The sequence below is a fragment of the Paraburkholderia rhizosphaerae genome, assembly GCF_004366595.1.
In the GTDB taxonomy this organism is placed as follows: Bacteria; Pseudomonadota; Gammaproteobacteria; order Burkholderiales; family Burkholderiaceae; genus Paraburkholderia; species Paraburkholderia rhizosphaerae.
The window spans coordinates 152,753-175,054 of sequence record NZ_SORE01000010.1; the positions used below are offsets into that span (position 1 = coordinate 152,753).

Sequence of the window (22,302 nt, forward strand, 5' to 3'; positions counted from 1 at the left end):
CGCCGTTCAGTCCGCCTTCTAGTCCGTGGTTTGGGCCGCCGGTGAGTCCGCGGTTTAGTCCGCGGTTTAGTCGATACGCAGTCGTGCCATATAAGGCAAGTGATCGGAAAGCCACGCGGTTTCCTGCGCCGGCTGGATCCACTCGACCGGTTTCATTCCGCGTACGAACATTTTGTCCAATGCCAGTGCCGGTGAAAACGCCGGAAAGGTGCGGCCCGATTCGCCGAGTAACGTCGCAACCTCATGCAGGCCGAGTTCGGCGAACAGCGGCACCGAATCGTTACGCCAGTCGTTGAAGTCGCCGGCGAGCACGAGCGGTCCGTCGGGCGCTTCCTTTACGATCCAGTGCGCGATCCATTGCATCTGCCGCAGACGCGCCTGCCGTGTCAGCGCGAGGTGCGCGCATAGCAATGTGACCGAGTGTCCGGCGAACGTCGCGCGCGCGACGAGCAGGCCGCGCCGCTCGAACCGGTGCGCGGAAATATCCCAGCGCCCGCCGAGGTCCAGCGGATGCGGCGACAGGATCGCATTGCCATGCCGCCACGACGGTTTGAACACGTTCGGGCCGAGTGCAATCTGCATCTCGAGCGCGCGCGCGATTTCGGTCGCCTGGCAATGCCAGATGTCGTCGGTGGGTTCGCCGAGCGGCGCGCCGAAGTTGCTTGCCAGCACCGGCGCCGGCATCCGGCGCGCCATCGCTTCCTGCAGGAAATACGCGTCGGCGTGCGTCGACTGCACCCAGCGCTGCATCGCTTGCCACGCCTGAAATCCGAGCGGCGAGCGGCCTTTGTGCAGATTCCAGCTCACCGCGATGAAGTCGCGGTCAGGCAGCGCGATGGTGGGCCCGGGCTCACCCTGCTTGTCCTGCTGTTTCGCGTCGATCTGTTCGGAATCGCCTCGCCGCGCAGTTTCGCGTATCAATTCTTCGGGGTTTCGCATGCCGCGTTGTCCACGTTGTTCATTGCTGTGCCGGGGTGTTGGCGACGCTCGCGCTTACGCGATAGACGAGTTGCGGATCCTTGTCGATGATCTGCCAGGATGCCCAATCGCCGGGCGGCGCCCGGAGGCCCGGATGGCTCGCACTGACCTGGCGGGGTTGCGGCGGCAGCTTGCAGCCGCTTGGCGACGTGCGCTGCGGGCCGGCGTCCTCGAGCGTTTCCTGCGCATCGACCGCGAGCGTGACGCCGCTCGCGTCCGCCACGATCGGCGTGACCGTCACGGTGCGCTGCAGATCGATGCTGCCCGCCGGCTGATCCTTGCAGCCGACGTCGTGCTGGACGACATGATGATGCGTGTCCGTGCGCGCCTGGCCGACGGTCGTGGTGCCGTCGAATGCGTCGATCTGCTCGCCGTTCTGCATCACCTGCAACTTCCATTGCACGACCGGCGCGGTCGTGCCGGACTGCTGCGCGAACGCGAACAGCGGCGTCAATAGCAGTGCGGCGGGCACTACGGCGGCGATGCGGGCTTTCCACATGAACGAAGTCTCCGGAATCATTGCGGCCGCGCTTGTCCGACAGCCAATCATCTTACGCCTGATGTCAAGAACTTCTCTGACCCCGGATCCACACCCGGGTTCAGCAACAATATCTGACAGATTGTGACGCAGTCACGCGCAATCAAGCGGTATTAGCAGCAACCCCTTAGCGCTGCTGGCTTGCAAGCCTGTTGTGCATCGTTACACTGAAATCGGACCGGCGCAGTCGGGCGCCGTGCGCAACAACGAGCAATACGAGCATGACGGGGTGAGCGATGACAACGGCGATGGTCAAACAGGAGATCGCGGTAGCGTCTTTCAGCAAGGTGTACGACCTTGAGCAGGTCGAAACCGCGCTCAACGATCTCAGCGACGGCGCGAACGAAGCGCTGCGCGCGACGTACGAAAAGATGCTGAAGGTCGGCAACCTGCGCTTTTGCGTGAAGCCAAACCGGATGCCGTCGATCGACGATCTGATCGATACCTTGCCGAACTTCGCGGAGCCGCTCGATGACGTGCGCAAGCAGGTTGCGCTGTGCATCGAAACGGACGACCGGCTCGAGCTGATGCCGATTCTCCTGCTCGGCGACCCCGGCATCGGCAAGACGCATTTTGCGAAGCAACTGGCGCGCTTGCTCGGCACGTCTTATCACTACGTTGCAATGGGCGCGCTCACGGCGGGATGGATTCTGTCGGGCGCGTCATCGCAGTGGAAAAACGCGAAGCCGGGCAAGGTGTTCGACGCGCTGGTGCACGGCAGCTATGCCAACCCGGTGATCGCGGTCGACGAAATCGACAAGGCAAGCGGCGATTCGCAATACGACCCGCTCGGTGCACTGTACGCATTGCTCGAACACGATACCGCGCAGACATTTATCGACGAATTCGCGGAGATTCCGATCAACGCCGGCCACGTCATCTGGATCGCGACCGCGAATGACGCGCGCGCGATTCCCGAGCCGATCCTGAACCGGATGAACATCTACGAAATTCCTGCGCCGGACCGGGACGGCGCGCGCCGCATCGCGCAGTCGATCTACGACGAGATTCGCGGCGCGCACGGCTGGGGCCTGCGTTTTCCCGCATGCCTGTCCGAGCCGGCGCTCGACCAGCTGCAGCGCGCATCACCCCGCGAGATGCGGCGCGCGATTCTGAATGGATTCGGCGCGGCGCGCATCGACGGTCGCGACGCAATCGACGCGGGCGATATCCGGCTCGATTACCAGACGCGGCGCAAGCCGATCGGGTTCTGAACAGTCACGAAGCGTCGACCGGAAAAGCGAATGAAAGACGGGATAGAGGCTTGATCTGCAACGGTAAATTCCCTTTATTGGCGTGAGAGGGCGATAGCGAAGCGTTTGCACGCAAGCATGGGTGCGCAAACGATTGCCGTTGGCGGTGACGCTGCTGATTCAAATCTTCGCGCGCGATAAATTATCCAATTAGTCGGCTTTCCCACACATCGACGGCATCGACGGCGTACACTCCATCGACGCGGTACGCGTTGAAGATCGCCATGCCCGCAGCCTTTCCGGCTTCGGGCATTTGCGTCTCTGGAGCCGTCGTACAATTTTGCAGTGTGTGCATGAGGCGTGCGACGGCGCAGGGAATCGGCAGGTATCGGCAGTACCCGGTCGACCGTACGAAATCTTCATCTTCACCGGGTGGACGAGACAGAACGCGGTGCATCGCAGGCCGCGTCAATGGACATGGATCAAATCGAATGTGTGGTGGTCGGCGCGGGCGTGATCGGTCTCGCTATCGCGCGCGCGTTGGCAGCGCGCGGGCGCGAAGTGATCGTGCTCGAAGCGGCCGAGGCGATCGGCGTCGGAACGAGCTCGCGCAATAGCGAGGTCATTCATGCAGGCATCTACTATCCGCGCGGCTCGCAAAAGGCCGCGCTGTGCGTGCGCGGCCGCGAACTGCTGTATGAATACTGCGCGGCGCGCGGGGTGCCGCATCAGCGTTGCGGAAAGCTGCTCGTCGCGACCGCGCGCAACCAGATTCCGCAACTCGAAAGCATCCTCGCGCGCGGCCGCGAAAATGGCGTGCTCGACCTGATGCGGATCAGCGGCGCGGAAGCACAGGAACTCGAGCCCGCGCTTCAATGTGTCGACGCGGTGTTTTCACCGCAAACGGGCATCGTCGATAGCCATCAGTTGATGCTCGCGCTGCAAGGCGATGCCGAACGCGACGGCGCCGTGATCGCGTTTCATGCGCCGGTCGAATCGATCGAGGCGTCGAATGGGCGCTTTACCGTGAAGGTCGGTGGCGCTGCGCCGACCACGATCGGCACAGCGTGCGTGATCAACAGCGCGGGGCTTCACGCGAATGCACTTGCGCGCAAGATTCGCGGCCTGAATCCTCGTTACGTGCCGCCGCTTTATCTCGCGCGCGGCAATTACTTCAGCATGTCGGGCCGCGCGCCGTTCAGTCGGCTCATTTATCCGATGCCGAACGAGGCGGGTCTTGGCGTGCATCTGACGATTGACCTCGGCGGCCAGCCGCGCTTCGGCCCTGACGTCGAATGGGTGGATGCGATCAACTATGACGTCGATCCGCGCCGCGCCGACTCGTTCTACGCGGCCATTCGCGCGTACTGGCCGGCGCTGCCCGATCACGCGCTGCAGCCCGCGTACGCCGGCATCCGGCCGAAGCTGTCGGGTCCCGGCGAGCCAGCCGCCGATTTCCTGATCCAGGGCGCGGCGGCGCACGGCGTGCGCGGGCTCGTGAACCTGTTCGGGATCGAGTCACCTGGGCTGACCGCGTCGCTTGCGATCGCGCAGCGCGTGTGCGAGCTCGCGGGGCGCGCGTAACGGGCGACTGCGTCCAAGTGTCGCAGGCTGCGCGGTAACGGGAAACCGCGCGGGAGCACTGCGTGCAGAACCGCACCGCGAGGCGCGCGGAGCACGGCGCGGGAAACTGCGCGGAAAAACTGTGTGGAAAATTGCGGCGCAACTTCGGATGCAACGTCGACGCAACCACGGCGCACGTGCGCATCCGACCTTGCGGATTCGCTTATGACCGGCATCGAAGACGCACGCCGGCCAGCTTCGTTGCTATGCTTGGGCACCGCTGTCGATAGAACGGCGGACCCGTCAAGACAAAACGGAGCGAGTCCCCATGAAATCTTCCCCATCCCGTCGTACGTTTCTGATCACGAGTATCGGTGCTGTCTCGGCACTGGCGTTATCGCGCGAGGCGCTGGCCGACGCACCGAAGGTCGCCGAAAGCGACCCGACCGCGCAAGCGCTGGGCTACAAGCTGGATGCAACGCAGGTCGATAAGGCCAAGTTCGCCAGGTACGCAGCCGGTCAAGACTGCGGCAACTGCAGTTTCTACCAGGGCAAGGCCACCGACGCATTCGCGCCCTGCCCGATGTTTGCCGGCAAGCAGGTGGCGGCGAAGGGCTGGTGCAGCGCGTATAACAAGAAAGCGTAAGAGACAGGAAAGCGTAAGAGACAGGAAAGCGTAAGAGACAGGAAAGCGTAAAGGGGCGGCGTTGCCCGGTGGGTATCCATCGATAGTCGGCCGGTTACGCGCTGACTGACCGATGCATCGAGAAGAGTCCGCCGCGTGGCGTGCGGCGGACTTTCTTTATCTGAAAGCGCCGGGGATGATCGAAAGCGTTCACCGTCTCGCGAACATGCGAGTACGCGCCCGGGCGCACCATCGCGTGCTACTCGCGAGCGTGCATCAGCGGCGGCCGCCGGTTGAACCAGGGTCGCGCCGCTTCGAGTTGCGCGGCAAGCCGCAATAACGTCGCTTCGCCGCCATTGCGCGTCGCGAATTGCACGCCGATCGGCAATCCGCGCGTGTTCCAGTAGAGCGGCACCGACATCGCCGGCTGTCCGGTCAGATTGAACAGTTCCGTGCAGCCGGCCCAGGCAAATGCCTTGTCGGCCGTTTCGTTCAACAGTTTTTTCATCAATGCTTCGATGCGAAGCGTGCTGACCACGCGCATTTGCAACGTTTCGAATGCGCTCGGCTGCATCTCGCCGATCTTGATCGGCGCGGAGGCCAGCGTCGCGCACAGCAACACGTCGTAGCGGTTCAGCAGATCGGTGAGTTTCGCGGTCAGCTTGCGCTGCTCGTCGAGCGCATCCGGTAGCGCGCGTTCGCCGAATTTGCGGCCGATGTGCGCCATCGTCCAGGTCGTGACTTCGAACTCGTCGCGTGTCGGCTTGCGTCCGGTGATGCGCTCGGCGTTGAACACGGCCGACTCCGCGACCACCGCGCCGATCATCAGATACGCGTTGCGCACCGTGGAGAAGTCGATGCCGAGCGATACCGGTTCGATCCGGTGTCCAAGCGACGTCGCGAGGTTCGCCGCGTCTTCGAGTGCGGCGCGCACATCCGCGGATAAGCTCGGCGCGAGCATCGGATCTGTCACATACGCAATGTGCAGCGGTTTGCCATGCAGTGCGGCGAGCGCGCCGAGAAAGGTGCCCGGCGCGCCGGGCGGCCGGTCCGCATTGCCCGCGGTCAGATCGAGCAGCAGCGCGCTGTCGCGCACGCTGCGCGATACCGCAAGGGCGCTGCTCAGTTCGCCCGGCATCGGTTCGCCGAACGGCGGCTGCCGGCCGCGCGAAGGCTTGAGCCCGAACAGGCCGCAACACGACGCGGGAATCCGGATCGAGCCGCCGCCGTCCGATGCATGCGCGAGCGGCACGATACCGGCCGCGACCGCCGCCGCGGCGCCGCCGCTCGAGCCGCCTGGCGTGTGGTCGAGACTCCACGGATTGCGGCACGGGCCAAACAGTTCGGGTTCCGTATAAGGCATCAGGCCGATCTCGGGCGTGTTCGTCTTGCCGAAGATATTCAGGCCGGCCGCACGCGTCAGTGCAATGAGCGGCGCGTCCTCTTTTGCGACGAAATGGCGATAGTGGCGGCTGCCCATCGACATCCGCAAACCGGCCACCGGCGTGGACAGATCCTTGATCAGATAAGGCACACCCGCGAGCGGTCCAGCGCCCAGTTGCTCAGGGCTGCCGCCATTGGCGAACTCGCGTGCCGCGCGACGGCGCGCGGCATCGTAATCTTTCACGACGATCGCGTTGATCGCGGGATTAGCCGCTTCGGCGCGTGCGATCGCGACGTCGAGTAACTCGCGCGCGCTGACCTCGCGTTTTTTCACCAGTTCGGCAAGGCCGATGGCGTCGTGGGCAAGATAGTCGGAGTGCACCGCTTGAACGCCTCCCGAGCGAACGGCCGACAACAGGGACGGGTAAAACGGACCTGCTGCGCAGCGCGCGAAGAAACGCGCCGCGCCGTCAAGCTTAACCGAACGCGTCGCTTACAGACGTTCGCCGAGGAACGTTAGTGTGCGGCCGTGTGCCAGCGCGGCCGAATGCTGGTGATAGCTCGCGCGGTCGGTGCAGTTGAAGCCGTGATCCGCGTTCGGGTAGATATGAAAGTCGACATTGTCGCGTCCGGCAAAGCGCTCCTTCACCTGGCCGACCGCCGACATCGGGATGCCCGAATCGAGCTCACCATAATGGAACTGCATCGGCACGTTGATCTTCGGCGCGACATCGAGCTGGTTCTGGATGCCGCCGCCGTAGTACGACACCGCTGCATCCACGGTGCCTTGCGCGGCGGTCAGATACGCGAGCCGGCCGCCGAAGCAGAAACCGATCGCCGCCACCTTGCCGGTCACTTCGGGCATCGCGCGCAGCGTGGCCGCGGTCGCGCCGATATCGGCGACGGCCAGATCGACGTTGGTCTTCTGCAGCAGTTCGATACCTTTGTCGCGGTCGGCGCCGGCGTAGGTCAGCTCGACGCGCGGCTGCGTGCGCCAGAAAATATCCGGCGCGATCGCGACGTAGCCGTCCTGCGCATATTGCTCGGCGACCGCGCGAATATGGCTGTTCACGCCGAAGATTTCCTGAATGATGATAACGGCAGGACCTTTGCCGCTTTTCGGCAGCGCCAGATAGGCGCCAAAGCTATCGGAACCGGCGGGGATGTCGATCCAACGGGAAGTCACGCTCACGGTCATTCTCCTCTGCTAATCGGTCGGCCAAAGGTGGCCGAAAAACGGCGCCCAGTTTGCCACCAAAAGCAGCGTACTGCAGTGACGCCGGAGCAGCGCGGCGGGCGCTCCGCTCCAGCGTCACGGCGCATTTCCCGTAAGCCGATCAGAGCAGGCCCCGCGATTCGATTTGTGACTGACCGCAAAATAGACCTGAAAATGAGAAAGGCCATGCGTCACGCGCCGTGCCGGAACGATTCATTAATGAAACGTCTTTGAGAAACGCGGTGCGCGGCGGCTGCGGCATCGGTCGCGCATTCGCCGGTTCCGGCCAAACCGCCCGTTGCGGGCGAAACTGATCTTCTTGATGGTTGACTAGCGGGTTAATCGCCGGTGGCGCCCAACTGGTATCGGCGTATTAACGGCCTTTTGGCGAGCGCCTTTAGAGAAAAGGTCATCCATCACCTGCTGTTGGACTGAAGCGTCGCTCTAAACACGCGGCTAAACGCCGCTCCGAACAAGCGCCCGTCGGAGGTTTCGCGTTGTCGCCACAGATGTTTCAGCGAGCATGTGGGATAAACACTATTGGTAGTGATCCCACTTACTCAAAAAAACCCCACAAATTAATTTGATGGCCTACACTTGCGCGCTGGTACGAAAGGCCGCCTGTCACAAACGGGTTGGACCGCGTGCTTGCCAAGTGCATAACGATGCATCCGGCGGAGTCGTCCACGGGATTTGAGCGACACGTGAAGGAAGCGGGGCACAAGGGCGATTACGTTGTTTTGACCGAAACTGGAGACTTACATGAACATCAAGATTCAAAAGCTGTTGCCGATCAGCGCCGCCGCGGTGCTGTTCGCGACGATGGCAACGGGAGCGGCCGCGGACCAGACCGTCAAGATCGGTCACGTGGCACCGCTCACGGGCGGCATTGCACACCTGGGCAAAGACAACGAAAACGGCGCACGCCTCGCGGTTGAGGAAATCAACGCGAAGGGGCTCACGATCGGTGGCCAGAAAGTCACGCTGCAACTCGACCCGCAGGACGACGCGGCTGACCCGCGTACGGCCACGCAGGTTGCGCAGAAGCTCGTCGACGACAAGGTCGTCGCAGTGGTGGGCCACCTGAACTCCGGTACGTCGATCCCGGCTTCGAAGATCTACAGCGATGCGGGCATCGTGCAGATCTCGCCGTCGGCAACCAACCCGGCCTACACGCAGCAAGGCTTCAAGACCACGTACCGCGTGGTTGCGACCGACGCGCAGCAAGGTCCGGCACTCGCGAACTACGCAGCCAAGGGCCTGAAAGTGAAGAGCGTCGCGATCGTCGACGATTCGACCGCTTATGGCCAGGGCCTCGCGAACGAATTCGAAAAGACCGCGAAGGCACTGGGTCTGAACGTGATGTCGCACGATGCGACGAACGACAAGGCCGTCGACTTCCGCGCGATTCTGACGAAGATCAAGGGTGAGAACCCGGACGCGATCATGTACGGCGGCATGGACGCCACCGGTGGCCCGTTCGCGAAGCAGGCGAAGCAGCTCGGCCTGCGCGCGAAGGTGCTGGCAGGCGACGGCGTGTGTACCGACAAGCTGTCGGACCTCGCTGGCGACGCTACCGACAACATCGTGTGCTCGGAAGCCGGTATGGCGCTCGAGAAGATGGATGGCGGCAAGGCATTCGAAGCGAAGTACGAAAAGCGTTTCGGCCAGCCGATCCAGATCTACGCACCGTTCACGTATGACGCTGTGTACATCATCGTCGATGCGATGAAGCGCGCGAACTCGACCGACCCGGCGAAGATCCTCGCCGTGATGCCGAACACCGACTACAAGGGTGTGATCGGTGAAACCACGTTCGACTCGAAGGGCGACCTCAAGCACGGCGTGATCTCGCTGTACAACTACAAGTCTGGTAAGAAGACGCTGCTCGACGTCGTCAAGATGTAAGAGCGGTATTGGCGGATGGCGGGCTTGCCCGCCGTTTGCCCTTTTCGTCGGCGCGATAGCGCAACGAAGGCACGCGGCTTAAAGGCTCGCGTGCCTTTTTTATTGGGCGAGACCGCGAGTGGCGGGGAACGTAAGCCGCGTCCGTGAGCGCGGATGCAGGCGCGCCACGCGTGGCTGACTACCCTATCGTTCGACCTGCGTAACGTCAGATATTCAGACGCCGCAGCACTTTCGGTCCCGCGATCGCAATCAGCGCCGCGCACACGGCGACCACTGAAAGACCGATCGGCAGCGTGGTCACCTGCGCAACGCCGCCGATGATCACCGGCCCGAGCAGCAGACCAAAGTATGCGAGCCCGGCAACGTGCGCGAGTCCTTCGGCTGCGTGAATGCCTTTGACTCGAGCCGCTGCCGCGAACAGCACCGGCATCATGTTCGCGAGGCCCAGGCCCATCAGCGTGAAGCCGGTCATCGCGGTGATCGCGTGCGGCAGCAACAGCGCGCCGATCATCCCGGCGCATGCGAGCGACGCGCTTGCCATCACCAGTTGCGGCGCGCCGAATCGGGCGCGCACCGCGTCGCCGGCAAAACGCGCGGCTGCCATCCCGCCGGAAAACGCCGCATACGCCGCGCTTGCCACCGCGGGCGTCGTGATCACCACGTCGCGCATATAAACCGTTGCCCAGTCGTACATTGCGCCTTCCGCGATCAGCGCGATCAGCGCGACGAGACCGAGCGCCCATAGCGCCGGCGAGCGCCAGCGGTTCGCGCGCGGCGTGTGCGCGTCCGGATGTTCTGCATGCGGCACGTGCGGCAGCACGGACGGACACGCGACAAGCAGCACGACCGCGCTTACCGCGGCGGCCAGCAGCATGTGCACGACCGAGGTCATACCGTGCGCGAGCAGCGCACCCCCGGCTGCCGCGCCGGCCATGCCGCCGACGCTGAACATGCCGTGCAGCGCCGACATGATCGGCCGGCCGAGCGCCTGTTCGACCGCGCTGGCTTCGGCGTTCATCGCGACATCGAGCGTCGCCATGCCGGCGCCGAAGATCGCGAGCACGACCAGCAGCATCCAGTAAGTGGGCACCAGCAGCATCAGCGCCGCGCAAACCGACATCGTCAAACCGCCCGCGAGGCAAGCGCGGCGCGTGCCGACCCGGGCGATCCATGGACCGTTCGCGGTCATCGCGGCGATCGAGCCGCCCGCCACCGCGAACAGCGCGAGAGACAGCAGCGCCGGATTCAGCTCAAAGCGGTCCCGGACGGTCGGCACATGGATCCCCCACGTGCCGTACATCATGCCGGCGATAAAGAACAAGGCCATCGTCGCGTAGCGCGCGCGGTTGCGCGCGGCCACGGGCAAATCGCGATGGGCGGCGGGAAGCATGGCGACGTCGGGCGGTCGGTCGGACACGGGCGATCTCGGCGGAGAGGGAGGGAAAGCGGGGCGAAAGCAAACTCCCGATTCTAGCGAAGCAGGCGGCGCCGCGCTGACACGCGGCTGCACTAATATCGATGTCGGCTGTGCGCAGCCGATGACGTGCGTGCCGCGTTCGCGCGTCGATCGCATCGGGTGCCGTCGCATGGCCAGATCGTCCACATCGTCGGCGCCGGCCGGTACGATGCACCTGACGTACATCCCCGAGGCCGCCTTGAAGATTCCCGCTCACGCCCCGCTCGATCTGCTGCACCGCGTTGCCGCAGGCACGCTCGCGACGCACTCGCGGCAGCCGCAAGGCTTCCCGTATCCGTCGATCCTGCCGTTCGCTCCAGACGAGCGACATCAGCCGACCATTCTGATTAGCCGGCTTGCCGAGCACACGCGCAACCTCGAGGCTGACCCGCGCGCCGGATTTCTGGTCGCGGACGCGCCGGACGGCGACGTACTCAACGCACAACGCGTCACGTTGCTCGGCACCTTCGAGCGAATCGAACCGGCGCCGGCGGCGGTGCGCCGTTACCTGCGCTATCAGCCGGACGCGGAACGCTATCTCGCGCTCGGCGACTTTTCGTTCTGGACGTTGTCGCTCGAGCGGATCCGCTATATAGGCGGTTTCGGCACGATGGGCTGGCTCGACGGCCGCGACCTCGACTTGCTCGACCCGCTGCCATGCGATGAAGAAACGGCTTTGCTGGAACGCTTCGCCACTCACCCGCGGCGCCGAACCGAGATTGAACTGATCGGTGTCGACCGTTATGGCGCCGATTTCCGGGTTACCGGCGCACGTATGCGCTACACGTTCAAAGGCTCGCCCGCAGCTGATTCTGTCGCGTTACACACGGAATTCGAGGCCTTCCTCGGTAGTGTCCTGGTCGGCTGAGCCGATTACTCCACAATGCTTAAAAATCTGAGATTGCAGCGGGAAAGTTTTCATCCAATGAAATGATTTCCCGCTGTCGCGCAGAATACGTTTCATCATCCGAGAGTAGATTCAGAATCCATTCATTGATGCTGCTACTTTTCTGACAAAATGGGAATCCGACTCGGTCGTCGTGAAGACGTGCTTTCGACAGTTCGGTGAAAATTTAAGAAACAGCAATTAATTAATTTGGGCTTGCACCTATTCCGTGCTTTATATTCTGTGTTAATCTCGCCTGCAAATTCCGAGGCATGATCACCTTCAAAGGACTAAATCGGCTTAGACCGGACGTCCATTTATCCAAATGACAAGGGAACCTATGTCTTCCTACAAGGAACTGCTCGCGCAGCGCGAGAAGCTTGAAAAGCAGATCGAAGAGGCGAAGGCACGTGAATATGCCGAAGTGCTGAACGAAATCAAGCAAAAGATGTCCGACTATGGCATTACCCTCGCGGAACTCGGCGGTGGTCGGGCAAAGCACGCGAAGCCAGGTCGTGCGCGTACTGGAGTTGCGCCGAAGTATCGCGATCCGGATAGCGGGAACACCTGGTCCGGCCGTGGCAAACCGCCGCGCTGGATTGCCGGTCAAGATCGTGAAAAGTTTCTGATTCAGAAATAATCAGAATCACCGGCATCCGTTGCCGGTCATCAAAACCGCGCCTGCTGGAATTGGGGCGCGGTTTTTGTTTGCCTGCGTAATCACGTGAGTCGTATCGCGGAATCGCCGCACATTCGAAGCAACCCGCGGCTGATCGCGTCGCGAAAAAACGGATGCGAATGCTTCGTGTTCAGATAACCACATGATTCAAAAGAAATTTCCGTCTTCTTAACTGACGCAAAACGAACCGGCGGGTAGAATGAAAGCATTGCGCAGCTCCCCATTCCTATGCCGTCCAGCACGACTGTCCACTCCGCGGAAAAACATCACGTAGCACGTAAAAGCACGTTCGTGAGCATCGTGCTCAATATCGTATTGATGTCCGCGCAAATCGCGATCGGTGTGTTCGCGCATTCGCAGGCGTTGATCGCTGACGGCATCCATTCGCTTGCCGATCTGGTTTCTGATTTTGTCGTGCTGCTCGCGAACCGCCATAGCGGCGCCGAGCCCGACGCCGATCACAATTACGGACACAGCCGGTACGAAACAGTCGCGTCGCTGTTTCTCGGCGCACTGCTCATTTCAGTCGGCGTCGGCATGCTGTGGCGCGCCGGTACACGGCTCGCCGATCTGCAAGATATTCCGCCGGTGCACGTCAGCGCGCTGGTGGTCGCGCTGGTCGTGCTGGTTTCGAAAGAAGGGCTGTTTCGCTACATGCTGCGTGAAGCGCAGCGCGTTCGTTCGGCGATGCTGATTGCGAACGCATGGCACGCGCGCTCGGATGCGGCGTCGTCGCTGGTGGTGGCGCTTGGCATCGTCGGCAGTCTGTTCGGTATGCGTCTGCTCGATCCGATCGCGGCGGCGATCGTCGGCTTCATGGTCGCGCGGATGGGCTGGGTGTTCGGCTGGGACGCGCTGCAGGATCTGTCCGATCGCGCGCTCGATGAACCGGCTACCGCCGACGTGCGAGCGCTGTTGTTGTCGACCCCCGGTGTGCGCGACGTGCATCAGCTGCGTACGCGCAAGATGGGCGACCTCGCGCTGGTCGACGCGCATATTCTCGTCGATCCGTTCATTTCAGTATCCGAGGGGCACTACATCGCGGAGTCGGCGCGCACACGCATCCTGACCGACCACCGCGTGCTCGATGCGCTCATCCATGTCGACCCGGAAAACGATGCGATCGCGCAACCGCCGGCGGGGCTTGCGCCGCGCGAGCGCATCGTGGCGGAAGTCGAAAAGGCGTTCGCCGAACATGGCCTGACGCCCGCGGCGGTGAACCTTCACTATTTGAGTACGGGGCTCGACGTCGAAGTGACATTGCCGGCCACATCGCGCGACGCTTCTGACGACGACGCGCGACGCCTTGCGCATGTGGATCTTCCAGAATTGCAGCGCCGCCTGGGCGCGCGCAAGCTCGATGTGCAGCGCGCGATCGACATGCAGGCGCCGGCGGCCGTCGCCGAACGGCGCGCGAGCGAACTATAAATCGACGGACTGGAAGAGCGTGCTGCTGCCGGTTCGCCGGCACGCGGGACGCTAAGCCCGACCGCACCGCGTGTGCGTCAATCCTGCGTCAAAGCGGCAGTTGCGTATCGAATTTGATTTCGCGCAGCACCACACTGGTGCGGACCTGCGCGACGGCCGGAATCTTGAAAATCCGTTCATGCAGGAACGTGTCGTACGCCTTGATGTCCGGCGCGACGATTTTCAGGATGTAATCGGATTCGCCGGTCGTGCTGTAGCACTCAGTCACTTCCGGACAAGTGGCGATTTCCTTCTCGAATTGCTCGACGCCGCCTTCCGTGTGCCGCGTCAAATGAATATGCGCGAGTGCGCAGACATGCAGCCCGAGTTTTTCGCGATCGAGCAGCGCGGTATAGCGCTGGATGATGCCCGATTGCTCCATATCCTTGATGCGACGCCAGCAAGGCGTGCTGGACAGGCCGACCTGATCGGATATCTCCTGCACCGAACGGCGGGCGTCCAGTTGCAAGAGGCGCAGGATCTTCTGAGAGAACGTATCGAGTGTCAACTGCGGCCTCCGTTGGCGTCGCCGTATTCCGTAATGGTAGAGGCGACGAAAACGAAACGCAATCGAAACACCAGTTTATGAGGCGTATCGCCTAATTTGCGGGTTAGTCAGCGGCATTTCGTCCTGAGCCGTCCCCATCACCCGCATCAAGCGCAACGCCAGTCTGCGCCGCACGCAGTTCCGTCAGCATGTTGCAGAAGAGCGCGCCCTGTTCGATCGCGTCGTCGAGCGCGACATGCGTGTGCGGCAAGTCGTCGAACCAGTGCTTCGGCAGGCGCGGCTTGATGCACTTGCGATACGGCAAGCCGGTCATCGCGAACGCGAGCGTCTTAATGTCGAGCGCGGACCATGAGAACGGGCAGCGCCCGGTGAAACGCATCATGTACCAGAACATGAAGGTGAAATCGAAGCCGGCAGGCATCGCGACGAATACCGGTTTGCCGGGTAACGCTTCGACCCATTCGACATACGCGACCAGTGCTTCGGCGGGCGCGCGCAGATCCTTGCGGCACGCGGCCCACGCGTCAGGCTGCGTTTTCCACCACGCCTCCTGAACCGGATGCGGCGCGGCGCCGTCGAGCAGAACGAGGTTCGCCGAGAAGGTGCCGATCAACTGCTTGTCGGCCGTGTATGCAGCCGACGCGAAGCTCAACATCGAATGCGGACCTGGAATCGGACCATCTGCCTCGACGTCCGTGCTCACATAGATTTCGCCGTTCATACGCGGACTCCGTCGGCCACGTACGGATTGGTGCGGCGCTCGTCGCCGAAGGTCGACGTCGGACCATGTCCTGGCACGAACGTGACGTCGTCGCCTAGCGGCCAGAGCTTGTTGCGGATCGAGCCGACGAGGTCGCCCTGATTGCCGCGCGGAAAATCCGTGCGGCCGATCGAACCGGCGAATAGCACGTCACCGACCAGCGCGACGCGATGCGCGCGGCTAAAGAACACGACGTGGCCCGGTGTATGTCCGGGGCAGTGATAGACCTCAAGCGTCTCATTACCGAACTGCGCGCTGTCGCCGTCGTGCAGCCAGCGGTCGGGCTCAAACGCTTCGGCCGCCGGAAAGCCGAAGCGCACGCTCTGCTCGGGCAGCTTGTCGAGCCAGAAACGTTCGTCCGGATGCGGGCCTTCGATCGGCACGCCGTAATGCCCGGCCAGTGCCTTCGCGCCGGCGCAATGGTCGACGTGGCCGTGAGTCAGCAGGATCTTGTCGACGCTGACGTTCTGACGCGCGATCTCGCGCTGGATGATGTCGAGATCGCCGCCCGGATCGACGACCGCGGCGCGGCCCGTCGCCTCACAAACGAGCAGCGAACTGTTCTGCTGAAATGGCGTGACGGGGATCAACGTGACTTTCATGAGACGGCATGCGGCGGCAAAAGACCGATTGTACCGGCGCGCGCTTTTCGCCGCGTAGCGGTCCCGCGGCGTGCGGTTTGAAGCGGCCGCGAGCGGACATTCTTACAGCCTAAGTAAAGATTATGTAAAAACTGGTGCGGTTTGGCTACCCAAGATTCTGTTTTGGGTATAATGCGCCCATCGTGTGCGGGAGACCGCACTTTCACCGGTTGACCCATCCCGGTTCGACGTCGGCAATCTGGTCGTCGGAAACGGGAATGGAGGTTGCCTTCAAGTAAGTGCCGTCGTTGTCTGACGGCAAATCCGAGCATCGAGAGCTTCGATGCACACGTCTTGTCCAGCCAGGCGCCGCGCGCCTGCAACGGCCTTGCTGCCGTGACGCTGGATGGGGCCTACGCCGCCGTTCCTACGTACCGCTGTCCGGGTGCAAGAACGAGTAGCCGTGTTCGACGGCGGCGTGTGGGGTCTGGCCAAAACCTGCGGGGACAGGTTGCGTCAGACGTGAAAACTAACCGTGCGGTAGCGGCCGAACTGGCCGTGTACGGGCTTGATCGCTCTGCGCCTTGAGCGCGGCGCGTGACCGTGCCTGCCGCCCGGGTCGCATGCAACACGCAGCCATTCGCGTGATGCGGCTCGAATTTGTAACATCGTTCGTCTTATGAAAACTCGGTTAACCCGACGTATTGGGGGCCTTTTTGCCTTTTCGATTCTGGCTGGCTGCGCGGTGCCGCCCGGACAGTCGGATCAGGTGGGCAGCGCGCCGCTGAGCACCAAGGCGGCGCACAGCACGACCGCGACGGCGCCGCTAGCCTATGGCGCCGCCAGCGATCTGCCGGCCTCCGCCGCCAACGAGAAGGGCAAGTTCGCCGACGCTGACGCGCTGACGGATGACGGTCCTAACGTGGCCAACTTTCACCAGACCGGCCGTGCATCGTGGTACGGCAAGCTGTTCCATGGCCGCCGCACCGCGAACGGCGAGCGCTTCAATATGAATGCGCTGACGGCTGCGCACCGCACGCTGCCACTTGGCTCATACGTGCGCGTGACGAATCCGGCGACCAACGATTCGGTCGTCGTACGGATCAACGACCGCGGACCGTACGCGCGCGGCCGCGTCATCGACCTGTCGTATGCGGCGGCGCGGGTGCTTCATCTGCAGCACGCCGGGACCGCGCGTGTGCAGATCGCCGGTCTCACGCCGCGCGAGGCGAAGGCTGAACAGGCGGAAATGCTCGCCGCAAACGGCGAATCGGGTGACGAGAAGTAACGTCATGCGACGATTGCGCGCGCGGCTTGCAGGTCGCGTCAGCGCATTCGAACCGATGTCGGGCCGCTTCGGCGGCCCTCAGTCTTTTTTGAGCTCAAGCGCGCGCGAATACAGTGCGTTGCGCGGCGCACCGGTAATCGCCGCGGCCACCTTTGCCGCCGTACTCACCGGCAGCTCGTCGAGCAGAATGCCGAGCAGCCGGTCGTGATCGTGCTCGCCCGCGGCTTGCGGCGCCGCGCCCTCCACCACCAGCACGAATTCACCGCGCTGCCGGTTCGGATCTTCCATGAGCCACGCTGGCCCTTCGGCCAGGGTGCACCCGTGCAACGTCTCGTGTAACTTCGTCAACTCGCGTGCAATCAGCAAGCGCCGCGTACCGTCGAATGCCGCGGCGAGCGCGTCGACCGTTTCGACGATCCGATGCGGTGCTTCGTAAAACACCATCGCGTGCGGGTGCTCGGCCAACTGTTGAAGCTGCGCGGCGCGTTGCTTTGATCTGGTCGGCAGGAAGCCGAGGAACGAGAACGTCGCGACCCAGTCGCCGGCCGCGCTGAGTGCAGTTGCCAGTGCACTGGCGCCGGGCAGCGGCACGACCGGCAGGCCGGCTTCGCGTACTGCATCCACCAGCTTTGCTCCTGGGTCGGAGATGCCGGGCGTGCCTGCGTCCGATACATACGCGACCCGCTCGCCCGCTTGCAGATGCTCGACGATGCGCAGCCCGGCGGTGCGCTCGTTGTGCTGATGCACGGCGACGAGCGGCTTCGAGATACCGTAGCGCGCGAGCAACTGGCCGGTGTTGCGCGTGTCTTCCGCGGCGATCCGGTCCGCGAGCCCGAGCACATGCAGCGCGCGCAGCGTGATGTCGGCGCTGTTGCCGATCGGCGTCGCGACGACGTAGAGCGCGCCGTGCGGGTAGTGCTGCTGTTGCGCAAGTTCGGAGAGAGGAGTCATGACACTGAAGACGCAGACTGACGGAACAAGCCCGACATTGTGCCACCGCACTGGGACAGGCAAGACGGTGCGTGCGAATGCGGTCGCGCGCGCACGCGATGGTGCCGGCGGCGCTCAACGCGGCGCGCGTAACCGTGGCGATATCAACCGGGGCGACGTTGACCGTGACGGCACTTGCCGCAGCACGGTTTGCCCGCTTGACGTCAAGCGTGCCCACTTCAGCCGTGGCCGCATGAGTCGCGGCGACATCGACCTGGTCGAGATCGACCGCGGCACGGACCGCGGCGATACCGATCGCGCCGACATTGACCGCACCGGCGCCGACGATAACAACACGATCCAGCAAGACAACTTTCCGCGCAGCGCGCGGTCGACAACCCGCAAGGCCGGGCTGCGATCGAAGCACGGCACCGTCAGCGTCGGCGCAAAGTTCGAAGCGCACGCGCTCGGCTTCCTGCAGCGGCAGCGCTTGCGCCTCGTCGCTCGCAATGTGGTGTGTCGCGGCGGTGAAATCGATCTGGTGATGCGCGATCCATCCGGAGCACTCGTGTTCGTCGAAGTGCGGGCACGCTCGCAGACGCGCTACGGCGGCGCACGCGCAAGCGTCGGTTGGCACAAGCGGCAGCGCATCGTGCGCGCCGCGCAGTATTATCTCGCCGCTCATCCGCACGAGACCGCCGCGTGCCGCTTCGACGTGATCGCGTTCGAAGCCGGGCGGCTCGTCTGGCTGCGCGATGCGTTTCGCGCGGACGACGTCTGAAGTACGAGATATCTGCTGGCGCGCGCACGCGAGTACGCTAAACTTGCGAACGCGCATCGGGTATCGAACGCCGTGCCGCGCGAAAACGATCCGACGTGCAAAGCGTTCACGCGAGTCGCCGGCACCGGGCGGCGCACGTGCCGTAGCAGCCGGTTGCAACCAGTGACACGCGTTGCGAAAGGCCCGACGCGCTCGGACGCGCGGCATCAAACGCGCAGCACAAGATAGAGAGTCGATGTCAGTCGAACGTATTCAACAGCACTTCCGCGATAGCGCGGCGGTGAAACTCGCTGCAGTGGAAACCCTCGCGCTGCCGATTGCCGCCGCAATCGACACGATGTTCGGCGCGCTCGCGAACGGCAACCGCATTCTCGCGTGCGGCAACGGTGGCTCGGCGGCAGACGCGCAACACTTCGCGGCTGAACTGATCGGCCGTTTCGAACGCGAGCGGCCGGGCCTGCCCGCGGTTGCATTGACAACCGATACATCCGTGCTGACCGCGCTCGCCAACGACTACGCGTACGACCAGATCTTCGCGCGGCAGATTCGCGCGCTCGGCCAGCCCGGCGACGTGTTGCTGGCCATCACCACGTCCGGCAACTCGGCGAACGTGCTCGCGGCGATCGACGCGGCGCGCGAACGAGAAATGATTGTGGTCGCGCTGACAGGTAACGGCGGCGGCAATGTGAGCAGCGCGCTGACCGATATCGATATCCATATCTGCGTGCCGTCCGGGCGGACCGCGCGCATTCAGGAAGTGCATCTGCTGACCATCCACTGTCTGTGCGACGGCATCGATGCAATGTTGCTGGGCGAGGAATGACTTCGAAGGAGAGGGAGTTGATGAGCGCATACCGCGTGAAAAGTACGCTTGTGAGGACCACGCTCGTGGTGGGATTGGCCGCTGGCCTGGCGGCGACGCTGCAAGGCTGCGTGCTGGCGGTGGGTGCCGCGGCGGGTGGCGGCGCGCTCGTGGCGACCGATCGTCGCACGCTCGGCGCGCAAACCGAAGATCGCGAAATCCAGGTAAAGGCGATTTCGCAGATCAACGATGGCCTGCTCGGCCAGGGCCACGTGAACGTGACGGTGTTCAACCGGCGTGTGCTGCTGACTGGCGAAGTGCCCGACGATGGGTCGAAACAGAGAGCGGAGGCGATCGTGCGCGGGATCAATAACGTGCACGCCGTCGTCAACGAGTTGACCGTCGCGCAGACGACGGATTTCTCGTCGCGCACCAACGATACGTATCTGGAAGGCCGCGTGAAAACCGCGCTGATCGCGGAAAAGAATCTGTCCGCAAATAATTTCAAGGTGGTGGCGGAGAATGGCGCGATTTATCTGATGGGCCTCGTCACGCCGGACGAAGGCGCGCAGGGGGCGAACGTCGCGAGCCGTGTGCCGGGCGTGACCAAGGTCGTCAAGGTGTTCCAGTACATCGAGCCGTCGGAGGCGGTCGCGGCGGCGGCTGCGGCCGCCGCGGCGCCGAGCGCGTCGTCGCCGTCGGCGGCAGCAGCGCCTGAAGGCGTGACGACCGGTGCGGTGCCGGATGCGTCGGTGTCGTCCAAGCCGCTGGATCAGCAGCCGCCGGCGCCGGTGTCGAACTCGAATGTGCAACCGGGCAGCCCCCAGGTCGTTAAGTGAGGCATCGAATCACCCGCAGCGCGCATCGCGCGATCCGTGCCGGCGCGATGCTCGCGCTCTCAGCGGTGGCGATCGCGGCGGCGCCAGCAGCACGAGCCGCCGATATGCAGCACGGTCTGAGCATCGCGCAGCGCAACGCGTGCCTCGGTTGCCATGCAATCGACCGCAAACTGGTTGGACCGTCGTTTCAGCAGGTGGCGAGCCGCTACAAAGGCAACGCGCAGGCCGAAGCCATGCTCGAGCGCAAAGTGAAAGACGGCGGTTCCGGTGTGTGGGGCATGATTCCGATGCCTGCGCATCCGGCGATGAGCGATGCCGATATCCGCACGGTCGTCGAATGGGTGCTGGCTGGCGCGCCTTCGAAATGACGGCATCCCACTTGTCAAATCCAAAAACGCCTGTGCTAGAATTGCCGGATTCGTTGGGGCGGTAGCTCAGCTGGGAGAGCGTCGCGTTCGCAATGCGAAGGTCGGGAGTTCGATCCTCCTCCGCTCCACCAACAAACATTGGCAAGATCCGACAACCCCGTAAGCTCACCGCTTACGGGGTTTTTTTTCTTACGGATTTTGTGTTCTTACGGGTTCTGTCTTTATAGGCCTGTCGTTCGTGGGTCGCGCGGGGGGCGCGAACCGCAGCAGCCTTTCGAACTCCGCTTGTCAAAGATCGATCGTCTTCCGTGCGCCGTTCCGGTCAATCAGTATCCGCAGTTTTCCCTGTGGAATGCTGTCAAGCCGCTCGCGCAGTTCCTCGATATCAGCAGGGGACGGCTTTTGCCCGTTGACCTCCAGTAACACGTCGCCACGTTTCAATCCGTACTCGGGGAAATCCTTCGGCGTGTCGTCGCCGATTTCGATACGGCCGTTGACGTACATCAGCGGGATACCTCGCAGCCGCTCACCATCATCGCGGGTAAAGTTCTTCGCGTTGTAGCAGAACACCATTTCGGCCGGAATCAACACGTAGTTGTCAAAGCGCGAGAAAAACCCCATACCGAGATTGTTGAGTCCGCCCGCGCTTTCCTGAAAGCGTAGTCGCCCGACTGCCTGGCCGCCGAGTGACAGACCATCCACCAGGTATCCGGCTGAATCGCGTCCGCCGTTTGCGGTCACGATTCGTGAGCCGCCAATCGGCCTGATGTCGTTGCCATCCTTGTGCAATGCTTCGAGCAGGTCGAGTGGCGCGAATGAGTCGAGCGCACCGGTGTCGATTCTGAACGGTACCCAGTTGCCGCTCTGCAGATCGAGCTGGATTTCGGGCGGTTGTCCGTAGGCGCTCTGATACGGAACGCAATGCTGATACCGGTTCGTCGAAGGGACGTCGGATAGAACCGTCAGAGTCCGGTTCATGTTGTCCACTTGCCAGGTCAGTTGGCGGAACACGTCAGCGCCAATCAGCCCATCGATTTGCACGCCGGTGGCTTTTGTCATCAGAGACAGATCGAGCCCAATCCACGGCGTAGCGCTTCGGATCATATGGTTGCCGATTCCGAGCGGCAGCGATTGCCAGAACGTCACATCCTGTTTTCCGAGTGTGCCGCTGATGGTGCTCACACCTTCGGCAAAGCCTTGATGGAGCCTTTCGGGCACTTCGTTATCGTCTGCGCGCCGGGTGATCGTCGACGCAACGTGAGGGTCGATGATCGTATAGCCGGCTCCCGTGTCCAGCATGAATCGATAAGTCTTGCCCGCGATCGACACCGGAACGATCAGCGAATAGCGGGAAATCGGCGTGGTCAGCGCCGGTTGCGGAAAGGCCGGTGACGCGGGCGTCGTGTCCCCGTGGTTCGTGCACCCCGCGATCGCTACAGCTATGGCAATCGTCATCGTGGCTTTCCCAATTCGTGTCGTCATCGTGGATCGTTAGTAAGCAAGACCGGCGCGATTGTCGTTGCGCGCGCGAATCGCGGACATCGGACAAGTCC

The 22,302-nt window shown here is 63.1% G+C and carries 22 protein-coding genes and 1 tRNA gene; 13 read left to right on the forward strand and 10 right to left on the reverse strand.

Annotation, left to right across the window (positions count from 1 at the left end; all coding sequences use genetic code 11):
- Nucleotides 1–66: 66 nt before the first annotated feature.
- The gene (locus tag BX592_RS15155) at nt 67–939 is read right to left on the reverse strand and encodes an endonuclease/exonuclease/phosphatase family protein (RefSeq protein ID WP_243849550.1); all 873 of its coding nucleotides are present in this window, start codon (nt 937–939) and stop codon (nt 67–69) included.
- 19 nt (nt 940–958) lie between these two features.
- Nucleotides 959–1,477 (reverse strand): hypothetical protein, encoded by a 519-nt coding sequence (locus tag BX592_RS15160; protein ID WP_134192642.1) that lies wholly within the window; start codon nt 1,475–1,477, stop codon nt 959–961.
- 275 nt (nt 1,478–1,752) lie between these two features.
- On the opposite strand from BX592_RS15160, the gene BX592_RS15165 reads away from it, so the two are divergent.
- The 3 genes from BX592_RS15165 to BX592_RS15175 all read left to right on the forward strand — a co-directional run bounded on the left by BX592_RS15165 (nt 1,753) and on the right by BX592_RS15175 (nt 4,918).
- Nucleotides 1,753–2,730 carry an AAA family ATPase gene (locus BX592_RS15165; protein WP_134192643.1) on the forward strand — a complete coding sequence of 326 codons (978 nt, stop codon included), beginning with the start codon at nt 1,753–1,755 and terminating at the stop codon, nt 2,728–2,730.
- Between the two features lie 456 nt (nt 2,731–3,186).
- Complete coding sequence (locus tag BX592_RS15170) at nt 3,187–4,293, forward strand: NAD(P)/FAD-dependent oxidoreductase (RefSeq protein ID WP_134192720.1); 1,107 nt, start codon at nt 3,187–3,189, stop codon at nt 4,291–4,293.
- Nucleotides 4,294–4,600: 307 nt separating this feature from the next.
- Nucleotides 4,601–4,918 carry a high-potential iron-sulfur protein gene (locus BX592_RS15175; protein ID WP_134192644.1) on the forward strand — a complete coding sequence of 106 codons (318 nt, stop codon included), beginning with the start codon at nt 4,601–4,603 and terminating at the stop codon, nt 4,916–4,918.
- A 238-nt stretch (nt 4,919–5,156) separates the two neighbouring features.
- Here BX592_RS15175 and BX592_RS15180 read toward each other — a convergent pair whose 3' ends face one another.
- The gene (locus tag BX592_RS15180; protein ID WP_134192645.1) at nt 5,157–6,662 is read right to left on the reverse strand and encodes an amidase; all 1,506 of its coding nucleotides are present in this window, start codon (nt 6,660–6,662) and stop codon (nt 5,157–5,159) included.
- A gap of 111 nt (nt 6,663–6,773) precedes the next feature.
- On the reverse strand, nt 6,774–7,472 hold the full coding sequence (locus BX592_RS15185; protein ID WP_134192646.1) for a dienelactone hydrolase family protein: 699 nt from the start codon (nt 7,470–7,472) through the stop codon (nt 6,774–6,776).
- 786 nt (nt 7,473–8,258) lie between these two features.
- Between BX592_RS15185 and BX592_RS15190 the strand changes: the two genes are divergently transcribed.
- Complete coding sequence (locus BX592_RS15190; protein ID WP_134192647.1) at nt 8,259–9,404, forward strand: branched-chain amino acid ABC transporter substrate-binding protein; 1,146 nt, start codon at nt 8,259–8,261, stop codon at nt 9,402–9,404.
- 205 nt (nt 9,405–9,609) lie between these two features.
- On the opposite strand, the gene BX592_RS15195 is transcribed toward BX592_RS15190, so the two are convergent.
- Nucleotides 9,610–10,821: an MFS transporter gene (locus BX592_RS15195; protein WP_134192648.1), complete on the reverse strand. Its 1,212-nt coding sequence runs from the start codon at nt 10,819–10,821 to the stop codon at nt 9,610–9,612.
- Nucleotides 10,822–11,059: 238 nt separating this feature from the next.
- On the opposite strand from BX592_RS15195, the gene BX592_RS15200 reads away from it, so the two are divergent.
- From BX592_RS15200 to BX592_RS15210, 3 genes are all read left to right on the forward strand, one after another.
- Complete coding sequence (locus BX592_RS15200; protein ID WP_134192721.1) at nt 11,060–11,728, forward strand: HugZ family pyridoxamine 5'-phosphate oxidase; 669 nt, start codon at nt 11,060–11,062, stop codon at nt 11,726–11,728.
- 358 nt (nt 11,729–12,086) lie between these two features.
- Nucleotides 12,087–12,386, forward strand: coding sequence for an H-NS histone family protein (locus BX592_RS15205; RefSeq protein ID WP_134192649.1), 300 nt, complete (start codon nt 12,087–12,089; stop codon nt 12,384–12,386).
- Between the two features lie 267 nt (nt 12,387–12,653).
- Nucleotides 12,654–13,853: a cation diffusion facilitator family transporter gene (locus BX592_RS15210; RefSeq protein ID WP_134192650.1), complete on the forward strand. Its 1,200-nt coding sequence runs from the start codon at nt 12,654–12,656 to the stop codon at nt 13,851–13,853.
- An 88-nt stretch (nt 13,854–13,941) separates the two neighbouring features.
- On the opposite strand, the gene BX592_RS15215 is transcribed toward BX592_RS15210, so the two are convergent.
- The 3 genes from BX592_RS15215 to BX592_RS15225 form a co-directional block, all read right to left on the reverse strand.
- The gene (locus tag BX592_RS15215; protein ID WP_134192651.1) at nt 13,942–14,400 is read right to left on the reverse strand and encodes an Lrp/AsnC family transcriptional regulator; all 459 of its coding nucleotides are present in this window, start codon (nt 14,398–14,400) and stop codon (nt 13,942–13,944) included.
- A gap of 103 nt (nt 14,401–14,503) precedes the next feature.
- Nucleotides 14,504–15,121, reverse strand: coding sequence for a 3'-5' exonuclease family protein (locus BX592_RS15220; protein ID WP_134192652.1), 618 nt, complete (start codon nt 15,119–15,121; stop codon nt 14,504–14,506).
- On the reverse strand, nt 15,118–15,762 hold the full coding sequence (locus tag BX592_RS15225) for an MBL fold metallo-hydrolase (protein WP_134192653.1): 645 nt from the start codon (nt 15,760–15,762) through the stop codon (nt 15,118–15,120). The genes BX592_RS15220 and BX592_RS15225 overlap by 4 nt, the downstream gene beginning before the upstream one ends.
- A 658-nt stretch (nt 15,763–16,420) precedes the next feature.
- Between BX592_RS15225 and BX592_RS15230 the strand changes: the two genes are divergently transcribed.
- A complete protein-coding gene (locus tag BX592_RS15230; protein WP_134192654.1) occupies nt 16,421–17,029 on the forward strand; it encodes a septal ring lytic transglycosylase RlpA family protein in 609 nt (202 codons plus the stop codon).
- A gap of 78 nt (nt 17,030–17,107) precedes the next feature.
- On the opposite strand, the gene rsmI is transcribed toward BX592_RS15230, so the two are convergent.
- Nucleotides 17,108–17,980 carry a 16S rRNA (cytidine(1402)-2'-O)-methyltransferase gene (rsmI, locus tag BX592_RS15235; RefSeq protein ID WP_134192655.1) on the reverse strand — a complete coding sequence of 291 codons (873 nt, stop codon included), beginning with the start codon at nt 17,978–17,980 and terminating at the stop codon, nt 17,108–17,110.
- A gap of 232 nt (nt 17,981–18,212) precedes the next feature.
- Here rsmI and BX592_RS15240 point away from each other — a divergent pair, with 232 nt between their 5' ends.
- From BX592_RS15240 to BX592_RS15260, 5 genes are all read left to right on the forward strand, one after another.
- On the forward strand, nt 18,213–18,740 hold the full coding sequence (locus tag BX592_RS15240) for a YraN family protein (protein WP_134192722.1): 528 nt from the start codon (nt 18,213–18,215) through the stop codon (nt 18,738–18,740).
- A 235-nt stretch (nt 18,741–18,975) separates the two neighbouring features.
- Nucleotides 18,976–19,563: a phosphoheptose isomerase gene (locus tag BX592_RS15245; protein WP_134192656.1), complete on the forward strand. Its 588-nt coding sequence runs from the start codon at nt 18,976–18,978 to the stop codon at nt 19,561–19,563.
- A gap of 20 nt (nt 19,564–19,583) precedes the next feature.
- Entirely contained in the window at nt 19,584–20,381 is a 798-nt protein-coding gene (locus tag BX592_RS15250; RefSeq protein ID WP_134192657.1) for a BON domain-containing protein, read from the forward strand.
- Nucleotides 20,382–20,428: 47 nt separating this feature from the next.
- On the forward strand, nt 20,429–20,749 hold the full coding sequence (locus BX592_RS15255; RefSeq protein ID WP_134192723.1) for a c-type cytochrome: 321 nt from the start codon (nt 20,429–20,431) through the stop codon (nt 20,747–20,749).
- Between the two features lie 55 nt (nt 20,750–20,804).
- Nucleotides 20,805–20,880 (forward strand) — tRNA-Ala (locus BX592_RS15260).
- 157 nt (nt 20,881–21,037) lie between these two features.
- Here the strand turns inward: BX592_RS15260 and BX592_RS15265 are convergent.
- Nucleotides 21,038–22,204 (reverse strand): aspartyl protease family protein, encoded by a 1,167-nt coding sequence (locus BX592_RS15265; protein WP_166676361.1) that lies wholly within the window; start codon nt 22,202–22,204, stop codon nt 21,038–21,040.
- Nucleotides 22,205–22,302: the final 98 nt, after the last annotated feature.